Source organism: Streptomyces sp. N35 (genome assembly GCF_016464295.1).
GTDB lineage: Bacteria > Actinomycetota > Actinomycetes > Streptomycetales > Streptomycetaceae > Streptomyces.
On the sequence record NZ_JAEIMH010000025.1, the window covers coordinates 35317 to 49052 of the forward strand.

Annotated in this window: 13 protein-coding genes; 4 read left to right on the forward strand and 9 right to left on the reverse strand. The window is 70.9% G+C overall.

Going from position 1 to position 13736, the window contains the following annotated elements; genetic code table 11:
- Positions 1-83: 83 nt before the first annotated feature.
- Complete coding sequence (locus tag JAO81_RS15975; RefSeq protein ID WP_307813409.1) at positions 84-596, reverse strand: hypothetical protein; 513 nt, start codon at positions 594-596, stop codon at positions 84-86.
- 57 nt (positions 597-653) lie between these two features.
- On the opposite strand from JAO81_RS15975, the gene JAO81_RS15980 reads away from it, so the two are divergent.
- Complete coding sequence (locus JAO81_RS15980) at positions 654-992, forward strand: DUF952 domain-containing protein (RefSeq protein ID WP_199548517.1); 339 nt, start codon at positions 654-656, stop codon at positions 990-992.
- Between the two features lie 13 nt (positions 993-1005).
- Here the strand turns inward: JAO81_RS15980 and JAO81_RS15985 are convergent, their stop codons facing one another.
- Positions 1006-2328: a geranylgeranyl reductase family protein gene (locus tag JAO81_RS15985; protein WP_199548518.1), complete on the reverse strand. Its 1323-nt coding sequence runs from the start codon at positions 2326-2328 to the stop codon at positions 1006-1008.
- Positions 2329-2427: 99 nt separating this feature from the next.
- Here JAO81_RS15985 and JAO81_RS15990 point away from each other — a divergent pair, with 99 nt between their 5' ends.
- Together JAO81_RS15990 and JAO81_RS15995 are read left to right on the forward strand one after the other, a co-directional pair.
- Positions 2428-2958 (forward strand): GNAT family N-acetyltransferase, encoded by a 531-nt coding sequence (locus tag JAO81_RS15990; protein ID WP_199548519.1) that lies wholly within the window; start codon positions 2428-2430, stop codon positions 2956-2958.
- Between the two features lie 176 nt (positions 2959-3134).
- On the forward strand, positions 3135-3455 hold the full coding sequence (locus JAO81_RS15995) for a PASTA domain-containing protein (RefSeq protein ID WP_307813412.1): 321 nt from the start codon (positions 3135-3137) through the stop codon (positions 3453-3455).
- Between the two features lie 80 nt (positions 3456-3535).
- Here the strand turns inward: JAO81_RS15995 and JAO81_RS16000 are convergent, their stop codons facing one another.
- From JAO81_RS16000 to JAO81_RS16025, 6 genes are all read right to left on the reverse strand, one after another.
- Positions 3536-5938: a proline-rich domain-containing protein gene (locus JAO81_RS16000; protein WP_199548521.1), complete on the reverse strand. Its 2403-nt coding sequence runs from the start codon at positions 5936-5938 to the stop codon at positions 3536-3538.
- A 343-nt stretch (positions 5939-6281) separates the two neighbouring features.
- Complete coding sequence (locus tag JAO81_RS16005) at positions 6282-7223, reverse strand: glutaminase (protein ID WP_199548522.1); 942 nt, start codon at positions 7221-7223, stop codon at positions 6282-6284.
- Positions 7224-7252: 29 nt separating this feature from the next.
- On the reverse strand, positions 7253-7945 hold the full coding sequence (locus JAO81_RS16010) for a demethylmenaquinone methyltransferase (protein WP_199548523.1): 693 nt from the start codon (positions 7943-7945) through the stop codon (positions 7253-7255).
- Positions 7946-8048: 103 nt separating this feature from the next.
- Positions 8049-8639, reverse strand: a complete 591-nt coding sequence (locus JAO81_RS16015) for a hypothetical protein (protein ID WP_199548524.1) — start codon at positions 8637-8639, stop codon at positions 8049-8051.
- Positions 8640-8646: 7 nt separating this feature from the next.
- Positions 8647-9846 carry a cyclic dehypoxanthinyl futalosine synthase gene (gene mqnC / locus JAO81_RS16020; RefSeq protein WP_199548525.1) on the reverse strand — a complete coding sequence of 400 codons (1200 nt, stop codon included), beginning with the start codon at positions 9844-9846 and terminating at the stop codon, positions 8647-8649.
- An 84-nt stretch (positions 9847-9930) separates the two neighbouring features.
- On the reverse strand, positions 9931-11601 hold the full coding sequence (locus JAO81_RS16025) for a serine/threonine-protein kinase (RefSeq protein WP_199548526.1): 1671 nt from the start codon (positions 11599-11601) through the stop codon (positions 9931-9933).
- Between the two features lie 195 nt (positions 11602-11796).
- Between JAO81_RS16025 and JAO81_RS16030 the strand changes: the two genes are divergently transcribed.
- Positions 11797-12813: an esterase family protein gene (locus tag JAO81_RS16030; RefSeq protein ID WP_199548527.1), complete on the forward strand. Its 1017-nt coding sequence runs from the start codon at positions 11797-11799 to the stop codon at positions 12811-12813.
- Here the strand turns inward: JAO81_RS16030 and JAO81_RS16035 are convergent.
- The gene (locus tag JAO81_RS16035; protein ID WP_199548528.1) at positions 12810-13661 is read right to left on the reverse strand and encodes a menaquinone biosynthetic enzyme MqnA/MqnD family protein; all 852 of its coding nucleotides are present in this window, start codon (positions 13659-13661) and stop codon (positions 12810-12812) included. The two genes, JAO81_RS16030 and JAO81_RS16035, sit on opposite strands and share 4 nt — an antisense overlap.
- Positions 13662-13736 lie beyond the last annotated feature (75 nt).

Here is a 13736-nt window from a genome sequence, read left to right on the forward strand (position 1 = left end):
CTGCACCCTCGGGGGTGCAGCGGCCCTTCGCCTTTCCGTATCGGGTCATACCGAGTGAAGCGGCGCCAACCCTGGCATACGGCTCAACTCGTCGGCACGGTCAGGTGGTACACCGTGTCCACCCAGAAGCCCTTGCCCGTGTCCGCCTTGATCTCCAGGACGTACTCGCCGGGGCGCAGCGGGGCGAGCGCGCCCCACAGGCCCCAGGTGTGGCGGCGCCCGCCGTCCGGGCCGAACTGCCCGGAGAACTGCGCCAGTCGCAGCGGTACGCCGTTGAGCCACGCCTCGGCCCGCGCGACGGGCATCCTCGGCGGCTCCTGGTCGATCCGGCCCCGTACGGTCTGGATGTTGAAGACCGGGAAGAACACCGGCCGGTCCGCCGGAATCGCACAGGTGCGGACGACTTTGCCCCCGTACGTCCCCGCCAGGAACCACAGGTCGTCCGGCTGGTTCCAGGCGGCGTGCTCTCCCGTCTCGTCCCGGACCGGGCTCAGCTCATCGGGCGCGGACAGCGCCCACTGCCACCAGCGCCCGGCCAGCGCGCCGCCCACCCGGGGCTCCAGCTGCCAGGAGCCGTCCGGTATCGCCTCGTTCACAGTCCCACCCCTTGTCTCGTCCACCCGCCCCCGGAGCCGTTGTTAGGCTCGGCCGCCATGACGGAGCTCCTGCACCTCACCGAACGCACGCTGTGGGACGAGGCCGTTCGTACCGGTTCGTACGAACAGTCCACCCGCGGCCGGACCCTCGCCGAGGAGGGATTCATCCACTGCTCGACCCGGCAGCAGCTCCCGGCCGTGGCACGGTTCCTGTACGGCGAGGACCCGCACCACGGCGAGCTGGTCGTCCTGGTCGTCGAGGCCGGACGGCTGACGGCTCCCGTGCGGTACGAGGCCGCGTCGCCGGGCGGGCCCGAGTTCCCGCACGTCTACGGTCCGATCCCCACGGAAGCCGTCGTCGCTCTGGAGCCCTGGCCCGCGCCTGCCGTCGGTTGAGCCGCGCCCGCGGTCAGGCCTTCGGGGCCACCTTCGACAGACCGTTGATGATCCGGTCCATCGCGTCGCCGCCCGACGGATCCGTCAGGTTCGCGAGCATCTTGAGCGTGAAGCGCATCAGCATCGGGTGCGTCAGGCCCCGCTGCGTCGCGATCTTCATGACCTTCGGGTTGCCGATCAGCTTCACGAACGCGCGGCCCAGCGTGTAGTACCCGCCGTAGGTCTCCTTGAGGATCTTCGGGTAGCGCTGCAGGGCCAGTTCACGCTGCGACGGGGTCTGGCGGGAGTGCGCCTGGACGATGACGTCGGCCGCGATCTGGCCCGACTCCATGGCGTACGCGATGCCCTCGCCGTTGAAGGGGTTCACCAGGCCGCCCGCGTCGCCGACGAGCAGCAGCCCCTTCGTGTAGTGCGGCTGGCGGTTGAAGGCCATGGGCAGGGCCGCGCCGCGGATCGGCATCGTCATGTTCTCGGGCGTGTAGCCCCAGTCCTCGGGCATCGACGCGCACCAGGCCTTGAGGACCTCGCGCCAGTCCAGCTCGCGGAAGGCCTTCGAGGAGTTGAGGATGCCGAGGCCGACGTTCGACGTGCCGTCGCCCATGCCGAAGATCCAGCCGTAGCCGGGAAGGAGACGGTCCTCGCCGGGACCGCGCTTGTCCCACAGCTCCAGCCAGGACTCCAGGTAGTCGTCGTCATGGCGGGGGCTTTCGAAGTACGTACGGACCGCGACGCCCATCGGGCGGTCCTCACGGCGGTGCAGACCCATGGCGAGCGAGATCCGCGTGGAGTTGCCGTCCGCGGCGACCACCAGCGGTGCATGGAAGGTGACTTCCTTCTTCTCCTCGCCGAGCTTGGCGTGCACGCCCGTGATGCGGCCCGTGCGGTCGTCGAGGATCGGGGCGCCGACGTTGCAGCGCTCGTACAGGCGCGCGCCCGCCTTCTGCGCCTGGCGTGCGAGCTGCTCGTCGAAGTCGTCGCGCTTGCGGACGAGTCCGTAGTCCGGATACGAGGCGAGCTCGGGCCAGTCGAGCTGGAGCCGCACCCCGCCGCCGATGATGCGCAGCCCCTTGTTGCGCAGCCAGCCGGCCTCCTCGGAGATGTCGATGCCCATCGACACCAGCTGCTTGGTGGCGCGCGGGGTCAGGCCGTCGCCGCAGACCTTCTCGCGCGGGAACGCGGTCTTCTCCAGGAGCAGGACGTCGAGTCCGGCCTTCGCCAGGTAGTACGCCGTCGTGGCTCCGGCCGGTCCGGCTCCGACCACGATGACATCGGCGGTGTTCTCGGACAGGGGTTTGGTGAGGGCGTCGGATACGGGCTCGGAGAGGGGCTCGGTCACGGCGGGTTCTCCCCTGGCGTAAAGAATCTGCGTGCTGAACAGCACTGGACAGGGGCAGTCTATGGGGGCCGCTTGATCACGAATCGGAGGGCCGCCCGCATGACACCACCCACGCCCAGATCGCTCGTGCCCCTGCCCCCCGACCGTCTGCGTGTCCCGACCGAGGAGGACGCGTACGTCTGGCACCGGGTGTTCGACGACCCCGAGGTGATGGAGTTCCACGGCGGGAAGTCCGCCGAGGTGTCGGTGTACGAGGAGCTCACGGCCCGCCAGCGCCGCCATGACGCCGAACTCGGCTTCTGCTTCTGGACGATCCTCGACGAGGACGGCCGGGTGGCCGGCTTCACGGGCGCGCAGCCCTGGCCGCATCCCGAGTGGGGCCCGGTGGGCGCCATAGAGATCGGCTGGCGGCTCGGCCGGTCCGCGTGGGGCAAGGGCCTGGCGACCGGGGCCGCGCTCACCACCCTCGAACGCCTGAAGGCGGCGGGTGTGCCGGAGGTCGTCGCGATGGTCAACGCCGAGAACCACCGGTCGATCGCCGTGATCGAACGGCTCGGGATGGAACTGGCCGAGGTGTTCATGACGCCCGTGGGCAACAAGCGCGGGCATCGGTACCGGTTGGTGCTGTGAGGTTCCGCTTGGTGCTGTGAGGTTCCGCTCGGCGCTGTGAGGTTCCGCGCGCCGCTCTGACCTCCCGCTCGCTTCCCGGGGCCCGCTGTGACCGGTCTGCCGCCTTCCGGTCGGACCGGTTGCCGTCTACCCTTCCGGTACGCCTGGGGGTGACGGCTTTGCGCAGAAAACCCGAAGTGACGGTCCCGAAGTTCGTCGGTCAGATGGCGATGGACGTACGTGAACAGGCAGCGCTCGTCGGCCTGTTGGTCGACGCTCCGCAGGAGCCCGACTTCCCGTTCATGGTCACCGACTATGTCGTACGGCAGTTCCCCGAGCCGGGCGCACGGGTGCCCTTCGGCGCGGTCGTCACGCTCTGGTTCGACTTCGGGACCGACGAGGGCGAGGGCGGCAGCGGGGTCCGCGAACCGCGCACGCCCCGCCCGCCGCACGGCGGGATGCAGCGGGAGCTGGACGAGCCCGACGGCAGCGGGGAGTGGATCCTGCCCGTGCGGTGAACCGGTGCCGTGAGGGCGCCGCCCGGATGTTCAACCTCCGGGCGGCGGGCCTCAGTTGACGGCAGACCGTGCGCCGGGTGTCAGTTCGTCAGGCGCCAGGTCGCGAGCGCCTCGTCGAAGATCTCCTGACCTCCGAGCTCCCAGTTCTCCTCGTAGTCCGTGAAGTAGATGGCGTACTCCGTGCCGTCCTCAGCCACGTATCCCTGGTCGATGGCGTGCACGGTGCGGCCGGTCTCCTTCTCGGTGTACGTGTACTCCCAGATGGCGCCCGGCAGTCCGCGGAAGGTGTTCTCCTCCAGGCGCACCCGCTGGTAGTCGGGCTGACTCTGCGACTTCTTCTCGATGGTCCGGAAGTTCTCGTACGAGGAGACGGCGGCGTCCGGGACGACACCGATCAGGAAGTGCCCGAACCCGGTCGAACCGGCATAGGTGATCTGCCCGTTCTCCTCGCCGACGCGGCTGAAGACGTCCGGGACCGCGAAGGAGAAGCCGGCGGGGTCGGTGACGATCCGCGAGTCGGTTCCCGCGGTGGGGCTCCCGGACGCGTCGGTCGCGGGCGTCTCGGACGGTACGGGGTCGGTGGTGGGCGGCTCGGTGGTGGGCGGCTCGGCGCTGGGGGACGGGGAAGCCGGGGCCGAGGGCTTGGCATCGTCCGTACCCGGACCCCCGCCGTCCTCGTTCTGCAGGAGCAGGAAACCGGCCGTCGCGCCACCGCCGAGGGCGAGCGCGGCGGTGAGGGTGACGATCCAGAGCGTGACGCGGGAGCGTTGCGGGGCCGGTCCGGCGGGGTTCGGCGCAGGGGGCGGGTATCCGTAGCCGTGGCTGTGCAACGCCTCGGGGGCGGACGGGACTTGGGTGGGCTGGGCGGCGAAGGGGGTGTACGGGCCCGCCGGGGGCGCACCTTGCGGGTGGGGTGCCTGTCCTTGCGGGTTGGGCGCTTGCCCTTGCGGGTTGGCCGCTTGCCCGTCCTGGCCGAGCACCGGTCCGTTCTGACCGGGCACCTGTCCGTCCAGACCTGGCACCGGTCCGTCCTGGCCTGGCACCCGTTCGTCCTGGCCGGCCCGGGCGTCCTGTCCCGGCGGCCGCGCGGTGTCGGGTACGTCCTGGTCGGCGGCCGGGCTCCCCAGCACCCCCAGTTCGTACACCGGGTGAGCGGCGGGCGCCCCGGTGGCCGGCGGTGCGTACAGAGGCGTCGGCGGGGCGTAAGGCGCGGGCGGCACGCTGCCGTTGCCGGTCATCCGCAGCACGTACGGCCCGAGGAACGTGGCCGCCGACAGCCACAGCAGTCCGAAGAGGAGCATCTCCGGGATGCTCAGGCCGGCCTCGAAGCTGCCCTCGCCGCTGAGCTCCGCGATCTCGCTGGACGAACCCTCGACAGCCAGCCCGGACACGGCGCCCACGACCAGCAGGGCCCCGAAGAACAGCCCTGCCACCAGGACCTGTTCGCCCCGCCCGGCGTGGCGGCGAGCGGCGAGCACACCGACCGTCAGCGCACACACCGCGCCGAGCGCGAGCCCGCCGACCAGCGCCCAGTCGTTGGTCAGATCGGCGAGCTCGGACAGATCGACGGTCTCGGACTCCGTACCGCCCGAGAAGCCGCTGCTGCCGCGCGCGCTGAACTCCAGCGCACCGCCCCAGCCGAGACCCACCGCCGCGGCGCCCAGATTGGGCAGGAACGCGAGCAGGACGAGCAGGCCCTCCTTCTCCATGTCCTCCTGGGCGGCGAGACAGAGATACGCGACGAGGGCGCCCAGCGCCAGGACGACAGCCAGGGCGCGCAGGGCGGTTGCCCCGGCCCGTACGAAGGCCTGGACACCTGGGCGCACGGCGAGCCACTGCGCCAGATCGTCCCGGTGCAGCAGCGCGGCGGCCGTCGCGAGCGAGAGACCCAGGGCGCCGAGCGCGGAGAGCAACGGGGCCGAGGACACCTCGACGCCGTCAATGGTGGGCGCCGCGAACAGCGCGAGCACCAGGACCGCACCGCACGTGAGGAGCGCGATCCGTACGGCCGCTTCGAGACCCGCGGTACGGGAGGTCCGCGGCGCGAACGCCTGGCGGGCGCGCAGCATGCGGACGCCGATGAGCAGGGCCACGATCCACAGGGCCGTGAACGTCAGCGGGACCATCGAGAGCGAGGCGGTACCGGAGTCCCCTCCACCGCCCTCGAAGAGACCCGAATCGCCGCCGGATCCAAAGGAGTTGGAGTCCTCGCCCGGCCCGCTCACCTCGAACCCGCCGCCGAGCCCCTGCAGCAGCAGCGCCGTGACGAGGCGGAAGCGGTCGGTGAAGGAGACGACGACCTCGTCCTCCTGCCCGTACGAAGGAATCGCGATCGCGGCGGAGGCGATGAGCAGCATCCCGACGGGCCAGAGCGCGGCCTGCGCGGACGCGGCCCAGCCGCCGCGGAAGGCACGCCCGAGGAAGGCTCCGACGGGCGAAGGGCCCGCGGGCGCGGGAACGTACGCGGGCGGGGGTGACCCCATGGGCCCGGCCGGGGCGCCGGGCAGAGCGGGGGGCGGCGGCGGGGCGTGCGGTGCGGGGACGCTCGGCGCGGGGGCGTGCGGCGGTGGCGGCGGGGTGCCGGGTGCCGAGTCGGCAGGAGGCGCCGGGAGTTCCCCTCGCGCCCGCCCGCACTTCATGCAGAAGCGGGCCTCCTCCTGGAAGGGGGTGCCGCAGGCAGGGCAAGGCCCCTGTGGCCACTGAGAGGACAAGCCGGGCTCCTGGCGTCAGATCCGGGGACGGGAGCGGTGTTCCGCATCCGTACGGACTCAGCCTGCCCCTGCCGCGGTTCCCGTCAACTCGCCTTTACCGAACACCCCTTGGGCATCAGAACACCGAAAGACCCGTGAGGGTGGTGAACCGGTCGAGCGCCGCGACCCCCGCCACCGAGTTCCCGCGCTCGTCCAGGCCCGGACTCCATACGCACACCGTGCACCGCCCGGGCACGACCGCGACGATGCCGCCGCCCACACCGCTCTTGCCGGGCAGCCCGACCCGGTAGGCGAACTCGCCCGCCGCGTCATAGGTCCCGCAGGTCATCATCACCGCGTTGACCTGCTTGGCCTCGCTGCGGCTGAGCAGCCGCGAGCCGTCCGCGCGCACGCCGTGTCGGGCCAGGAAGCCTCCGGCCAGGGCGAGATCGGCACAGTTCATCTCGATCGAGCACTGGCGGAAGTAGTGGTCGAGCAGCGGCGGAACCGGCTGGCGGATGTGACCGTACGAAGCGATGAAGTGCGCGAGCGCGGCATTGCGGTCGCCGTGCGCGGCCTCCGACGCGGCGACTTCGAGATCGAAGCCGATCCCCGTGTTCCCGCTCTCGGCCCGCAGAAAGTCCAGCAGATCGGCGCTCGCGTCGCCGGTGAGGGTCTGCAGCCGGTCGGTGACGACCAGCGCGCCCGCGTTGATGAACGGGTTGCGCGGTACGCCGTGCTCGTACTCCAGCTGCACAAGGGAGTTGAACGGGTTGCCGGAGGGCTCGCGCCCCACGTGCTCCCAGAGCGCACCGCTCTCGTGCGCGAGGACGAGCGCCAGCGCGAAGACCTTGGTGATCGACTGGGTGGAGAACGGCGTCCGCCACTCCCCCACCCCGCACACCCCGCCGTCGAGATCCGCGACCGCCATGCCGAAGCGGTCCGGGTCCACACAGGCGAGCGCGGGGATGTAGTCGGCGGAGCGGCCGCGGCCGGGCATCGTGGAGATCTCGGCGGCGATCTCCTCGAGGACGGGCAGATACGTCCCGGCCTTCGGCGCGTCGTGTGCGAACGGCATGGGCTCGGTCCTTCCGGTCCTTGCCGCGCTCAGGCCTTGAAGCCCCGGTGCAGCGCCACGATGCCGCCGGACAGATTGCGCCAGGCCACCTTCGACCAGCCGGCGGCCCCCAGCTTCGCGGCGAGTGCGGGCTGGTCGGGCCAGTCGCGGATGGACTCGGCGAGATAGACGTACGCGTCGGGGTTGGACGACACGGCCCGCGCGACCGGCGGCAGCGCGCGCATCAGGTACTCGGTGTAGACGGTGCGGAACGGCGCCCAAGTGGGGTGGCTGAACTCGCAGATGACGACCCGGCCACCGGGCTTGGTCACGCGGTACAGCTCGCGCAGGGCCTGGTCGGTGTCCTGGACGTTGCGCAGGCCGAAGGAGATGGTGACGGCGTCGAAGACGTCGTCCTTGAAGGGCAGCTTCGTGGCGTCGCCCGCGGTCAGCGGCAGATGCGGGTGGTTGCGCTTGCCGACGCGGAGCATGCCGAGCGAGAAGTCGCAGGGCACGACGTACGCGCCGGTCTGTGCGAAGGGCAGGCTCGACGTCGCGGTACCGGCCGCGAGATCGAGCACCTTCTGCGCGGGCCGTGCGTCCACCGCCTGCGCGACGGCCTTGCGCCACACCCGGTCCTGACCGAGGGAGAGCACGTCGTTGGTGAGGTCGTACTTCTCCGCGACGTCGTCGAACATCGAGGCGACTTCGTGCGGCTGCTTGTCCAGGGATGCGCGGGTCACTTCTGCATCCTCTCAGGTGGGGGGTCCTGTTCCCCATCGGGGCTCCGCCCCGGCCCAGCATCCGAACTTCGTTCGGATCGCCTCAAACGCCGGCGGGGCTGGATTACCGCCCCCGGTACAGCAACCGTCCGTCGATCACCGTGGCCACGCAGGTCGAGGAGCCGAGGCGTACCAGCTCCTCGCGGGACGGGACGTCGAAGACCGCGAAGCGGGCCGGGCCGCCCACCGCGAGCCGGGGCAGCAGCACCAGCGGCTTCGGGGACAGGGAGACCGGGCCGGGGAGCTTGGGCGGGCGGCCGCCGAAGGCCAGGCCCGCTCCGCGTGCCGCGTCGAGAGCGGCCTTGGACTTCAGCTCGCCCCCGATCGCCACCGTGCCGTGCGCGAGCAGCCGTTGGACGCCGCGGCGGGCGCTCGGGCCGAGCCGCGCGGGCTCGGCGAGGAAGATCTCCCGGGCGCGGGCGCCGCCGATCGGCGTCGTGCCGTACGTACCGGCTTCGCGCGGATCCGGATGGTACGTGGACTCGAGGATCTCCGGGCCGTACGGGTTGAGCAGCCCGGGCGTCAGGATGCCCGGCCAGCGCCGCACCCGTGCGGACGGGTGGGCGGCGGCCAGGTCCTCGAACGGCCCGAGGGCCGCGACGGTGTCACCGTCGACGAGGACCGAGCCGTCGTCCGTGGCGTGAAGGGTCAGCAAGGCGCGCTCAGTTGGCCGAGAGCAGCTTGAGCTCGGGATGAGCCGTGCCGCCCTCGATCGCCGTGGACGAGATGTGCGAGGCCACGCGGTGGTCGACCGGGTCGTTCGCCGGGTCGTCGTGCACGACCAGGTGCTCGTACGTGGTCGAGCGCTGGGCCGGCACGCGGTCCGCGGTGCGGATCATCTCGATGATCTCGTGCAGGTTCGAGCGGTGCTTGGCGCCCGCCGACGAGACCACGTTCTCCTCCAGCATCACCGAGCCGAGGTCGTCCGCCCCGTAGTGCAGCGTGAGCTGGCCGACCTCCTTGCCGGTGGTGAGCCAGGAGCCCTGGATGTGCGCGACGTTGTCGAGGAAGAGCCGCGCGATCGCGATCATCCGCAGGTACTCGAAGAGCGTGGCCTGCGTCTGGCCCTTCAGCTTGTTGTTCTGCGGCTGGTACGTGTACGGGATGAAGGCGCGGAAGCCGCCCGTACGGTCCTGCACGTCACGGATCATGCGCAGGTGCTCGATCCGCTCGGCGTTGGTCTCGCCCGTGCCCATGAGCATGGTCGAGGTGGACTCGACGCCCAGGTTGTGGGCGATCTCCATGATCTCAAGCCAGCGCTCGCCCGACTCCTTGAGCGGGGCGATCGCCTTGCGGGGGCGCTCGGGAAGCAGCTCGGCGCCGGCGCCGGCGAAGGAGTCGAGACCGGCCGCGTGGATCCGGCGGATGGCCTCCTCGGCGGAGACATCCGAGATACGGGCCATGTGCTCGACCTCGGACGCGCCGAGGGAGTGGATGACCAGCTGCGGATAGGCCTTCTTGATCGCCGAGAAGTGCTCTTCGTAGTACTCGACGCCGAAGTCCGGGTGGTGCCCGCCCTGGAACATGATCTGCGTACCGCCGAGCTCCACGGTCTCCGCGCAGCGGCGCAGAATGTCGTCGAGGTCGCGGGTCCAGCCCTTGTCCGTGTCCTTCGGCGGCGCGTAGAAGGCGCAGAACTTGCAGGCCGTGACGCAGACGTTGGTGTAGTTGATGTTCCGCTCGATGATGTACGTCGCGATGTGCTCCGTACCCGCGTAGCGGCGGCGGCGTACGGCGTCGGCGGCCGCGCCGAGCGCGTGCAGCGGCGCGTGCCGGTAGAGGTCGAGGGCCTCTTCCGGGGTGATCCGACCGCCCTCGGCGGCGCGGTCGAGAATCGACTGGAGTGCGGCCTTCTCGGTCACCGGCTGGTCCCTTTCGGACGTGGAGGACGGACCGATCCAGCGTACGCCAGGGGGGTCCGGACCTTTCCGGGGGCCGGGCCCCGGCTAGCCGGTCTTCGAAAGCCGGGCTTGCGCGTTGCCTCCCTCGGGATTCTCCGAGGAGTACTGGAGGTCGTCGCCGACCGGCGTCAGGCGCACCGTGTGGTCGTTCTGCGTGCAGCGCGAGTCGTTCTTGTTCTTCGCCTTGCCCGTCGCGATCAGCTCCTTGTCCGTGACGGACTTCAGGATCAGGATGTCGGTGCAGGTGCTGAGGCCGAGCTCGTCCGTCATGCTCGCGCTGCCCAGCTCCGCACCCGGTTTCACCTGTTTCACGGTCACCTTGACCGTCCCCGCCGGCAGGCCCTCGAGTATCTGCGCCTTGCCCTGCCAGGCACCCACATAGCGCTCGGGGATCTCGTCGAGTCCCGGTCCGGGGTCGCTGGAGCCGCCTCCGTTGTCACCGGGCTCGGCCGACTGCGAGGCCGCCGGCGGGCTGCCCTCCTGGTCCGTCCCGCCTCCCGCCCCGGTGTCCTTGCCGTTGTCGGGGAGCATGTTGAAGACGAACACCCCGCCCAGAGTGACCGCCGCGACGGCGCTCGCGACCGCGAGGGCGAGCGTGCAACTGACCTTGCGCCCGCGCCCGTTGTCCCCCTCGGTGCTCGCCGCGGTCATCGAGACGGAGACCTTGCCGGGCGGCGGTGCGGTGTCGGCCGGCGCGGGCTGCCGGTCCTCGGGGGCCTGCGCCGCGTGCACGGCCTGGGCCGCATACGTAGGGTCCGGCGGCCCGAAGACGCCGGGCTTGCTGAACGCCACAGGACCCGAGGCATCCGACGAGGGCTCCAGGTCGAGCAGGCGTACGGCACTTCGGCTGACCTGTTCCACCAGCGGCCCCGGCAGCCAGCCCGCCGCCGCCAGATCGGCCGCACCGGCGGGGGCGAGCCGCCGGGCGACCTCCGCCGGGGCCGGACGGGCCGAGGGCTCCTTGGCCAGACAGTCGAGGATCACCTCGCGCAGGTCGCCGCCGGGCAGGGCGACTTCGGGTTCGGTGTGCACGACCTGGTAGAGGAGCGCCGCCGAGGAGTCACCGGTGAAGGGTGCGCTGCCGGTCGCCGCGTACGCGAGGACCGCGCCGAGCGAGAAGACATCCGATGCGCCGGTGACGCCCTTGCCGAGGATCTGCTCGGGTGCCATGTAGCCGGGCGAACCGATCGAGACGCCGGTGGAGGTGAGCGAGGCCGTGCCGTCCGTGGCGCGGGCGATACCGAAGTCGATCAGGCGCGGGCCGTCGAGCGCGAGCAGCACATTGGACGGCTTGACGTCCCGGTGGACCAGGCCGAGCGCGTGCACGGCCGCGAGTGCCTCGCCGAGCCCGGCGCCGAGCACGCGTACCGAATGATCCGGCAGCGACCGCAGCGCTCCCCGCTCGCCGACCGCGTCCGACAGCGAGGGCCCGGCGACATAGCCGGTCGCGACCCACGGCACGGAGGCCTCCGCGTCCGCGTCGAGCACGGGGGCGGTCCAGGCGGCACCCACCCTGCGGGCGGCGTCGACCTCGCGCCGGAAACGGGCGCGGAACTCCTCGTCCAGGGCGAAGTGCGGATGCACGACCTTGACGGCCACGGTCCGCCCGCCGGCGCTGCGGCCCAGATAGACGCGCCCCATCCCGCCCGCGCCCAGACGTCCGAGCAGCCGGTACGGGCCGATGGTGACGGGTTCCCCCGCTTCGAGCGGCTGCATGGTGTCGGCCTCCCCCGGATGTCACTGGCCCTCGACGCACCGGCCTTCCCGGCCGCGATGCGCTACCCAGCAGCGTAGGCCCGAAGAGTGCGGGCGCAGTGGCCCGGATCACCTTCCGTCACAGGCAACCCGATCTATCCGTTTTGCCTCTTTCTGTCCGGAAAATCAACGTCCCCTGCCCTGCCGGAGAAGCCCATGAACCGCCTGAAGCGCCCCTACATCACGGCGGTGATCGCCACCCTCGCCATCGCCGCCGCCCTCGTCGCCGTCCTGCGGCCGGGCATGGACAAGAAGGACGAGGTCAGCTTCGGCGGTACGGGACAGATCCAGCAGGCCAAGGCCAATCCGGCCGGCGACGTGCAGCTGCCGACGAACCCGCGCGACTGGGAGACCCAGCGCACGCTCGCCGACGGCACGACGATCGGCGTCACGACCCTGCACGGCGCGAAGTCGGGCTTCGACGGCAAGGTCTGGGTGTGGGCGCCCAAGGAGTACAAGGACCCGAAGTACGCGAACAGCGCCTTCCCGGTCCTCATCGCGCTGCCCGGCTCGTACGGCTACCCGAACAACTACTGGTGGGGCAAGGACTTCTCGCTCCAGGAGAAGGTCGCGCAGGCGGCGGCCCAGGGGAAGAGCAAGCCGTACATCATCGTGATGCCCGTCCAGAACCCGAACCGGGACCACTACTACGACGGCGCCGACATCCCGGGCCAGCCGAAGATGGGCACCTGGATGTCCGAGGACGTGCCGAACCTCGTCAAGGAGAACTTCCGCACGTACAAGTCCCCCGAGGGCTGGGGCTTCTTCGGCTCGTCCTCCGGCGGCTACATCGGCATCAAGATGGCGCTGCAGCACCCGGACAAGTTCGGCTTCGCGATCGCCGGCGGCCCCGACACCTTCCCCGACTCGCCGCTCTGGAAGGGCCACGAGAAGGAGAAGCAGGCCGACAACCCGGAGCAGCTGGCCGCCGACCTGATCAAGAAGGGCGGCCCCACCAAGGTGCGCATCACGATGCTGATGGGCGACAAGGAGCCCGCGAAGGACCTCGAGCGGATCAAGGGCTTCATCGCGATGTACGACAAGGGCCCGGTCGCCATCGACCTGCACATGATCCCGAACGCCGGACACGACGGCTACAAGTACGGCGCCGCCCTCTTCCAGGGTCCCCTGGAGAAGATCAGCAAGTACGTCCCGGGCCCGGTGGCGGGCTAACTCCCCAGCAGGTCGACCTTGACGTCCGCCGGGAAGCCCGTGGTCGGGCCGACCCGGCGGGCGAACTCGGTGACGCCCGCCAGCTGGTCGGGACCGAAGCGGAAGTCGAGCGTCGTGAAGTAGCGCTCCAGGACGCCGGCGTCGAAGCTCTCCCAGCGCGCCGCCTGCTCGGCGACCTTCGCGACCTCTTCGAGGGACACATCACGCGAGGCCAGGAATGCCTCGTGCACCTGACGTACGACATGGGGCTCGCGCTCCAGGTAGTCGCGCCGGGCCGCCCAGACCGCGAAGACGAAGGGGAGCCCGGTCCACTCCTTCCACATCGCGCCGAGGTCGTGCACCTGCAGACCGAGCCGCGGCGCGTCGTGCAGGTTCGCGCGCAGCGCCGCGTCCCCGATCAGGACGGCCGCGTCGGCCTCCTGCATCATCACGCCGAGGTCGGGCGGGCACGTGTAGTAGTCGGGCCGTACGCCGATGTGCTCGGCGAGCAGCAGCTGAGCCAGGCGTACGGAGGTGCGCGAGGTGGAGCCGAGCGCCACCCGCGCCCCGTCGAGCCGGTCGAGCGGCAGCTGCGAGACGATCACGCAGCTCATCACCGGGCCGTCGCAGCCCACCGCGATATCCGGCAGGGCGACCAGCTGGTCGGCGTTCTTCAGGAACTCGACGAGGGTGATCGGCCCGATGTCCAGATCGCCGCGTACGAGCTGCTCGCTGAGCTTCTCCGGGGTGTCCTTCGTGAGCTCGAGGTCGAGCAGGGTGCCGGTCCTGGCAAGGCCCCAGTACAGCGGCAGACAGTTCAGGAACTGGATGTGACCGACTCGTGGCCGGCTGCGGGGAGAATTGTCCACATCGCGAGGCTAGACCCGGTGCCGCGCGGCACGGAGCCCGGGGCGGCCCCGGCCTTCAGACTTGTCCACTTTCAT

Excerpts from the sequence above, each read along its gene's own strand:
- JAO81_RS16005 (WP_199548522.1), bottom strand. The coding sequence starts at position 7,223 with ATGCCGTTCGCACACGACGCGCCGAAGGCCGGGACGTATCTGCCCGTC.
- JAO81_RS16030 (WP_199548527.1), top strand. The coding sequence starts at position 11,797 with ATGAACCGCCTGAAGCGCCCCTACATCACGGCGGTGATCGCCACCCTC.
- JAO81_RS15990 (WP_199548519.1), top strand. The coding sequence starts at position 2,428 with ATGACACCACCCACGCCCAGATCGCTCGTGCCCCTGCCCCCCGACCGT.
- JAO81_RS16000 (WP_199548521.1), bottom strand. The coding sequence starts at position 5,938 with ATGGGGTCACCCCCGCCCGCGTACGTTCCCGCGCCCGCGGGCCCTTCG.
- JAO81_RS16025 (WP_199548526.1), bottom strand. The coding sequence starts at position 11,601 with ATGCAGCCGCTCGAAGCGGGGGAACCCGTCACCATCGGCCCGTACCGG.
- JAO81_RS15980 (WP_199548517.1), top strand. The coding sequence starts at position 654 with ATGACGGAGCTCCTGCACCTCACCGAACGCACGCTGTGGGACGAGGCC.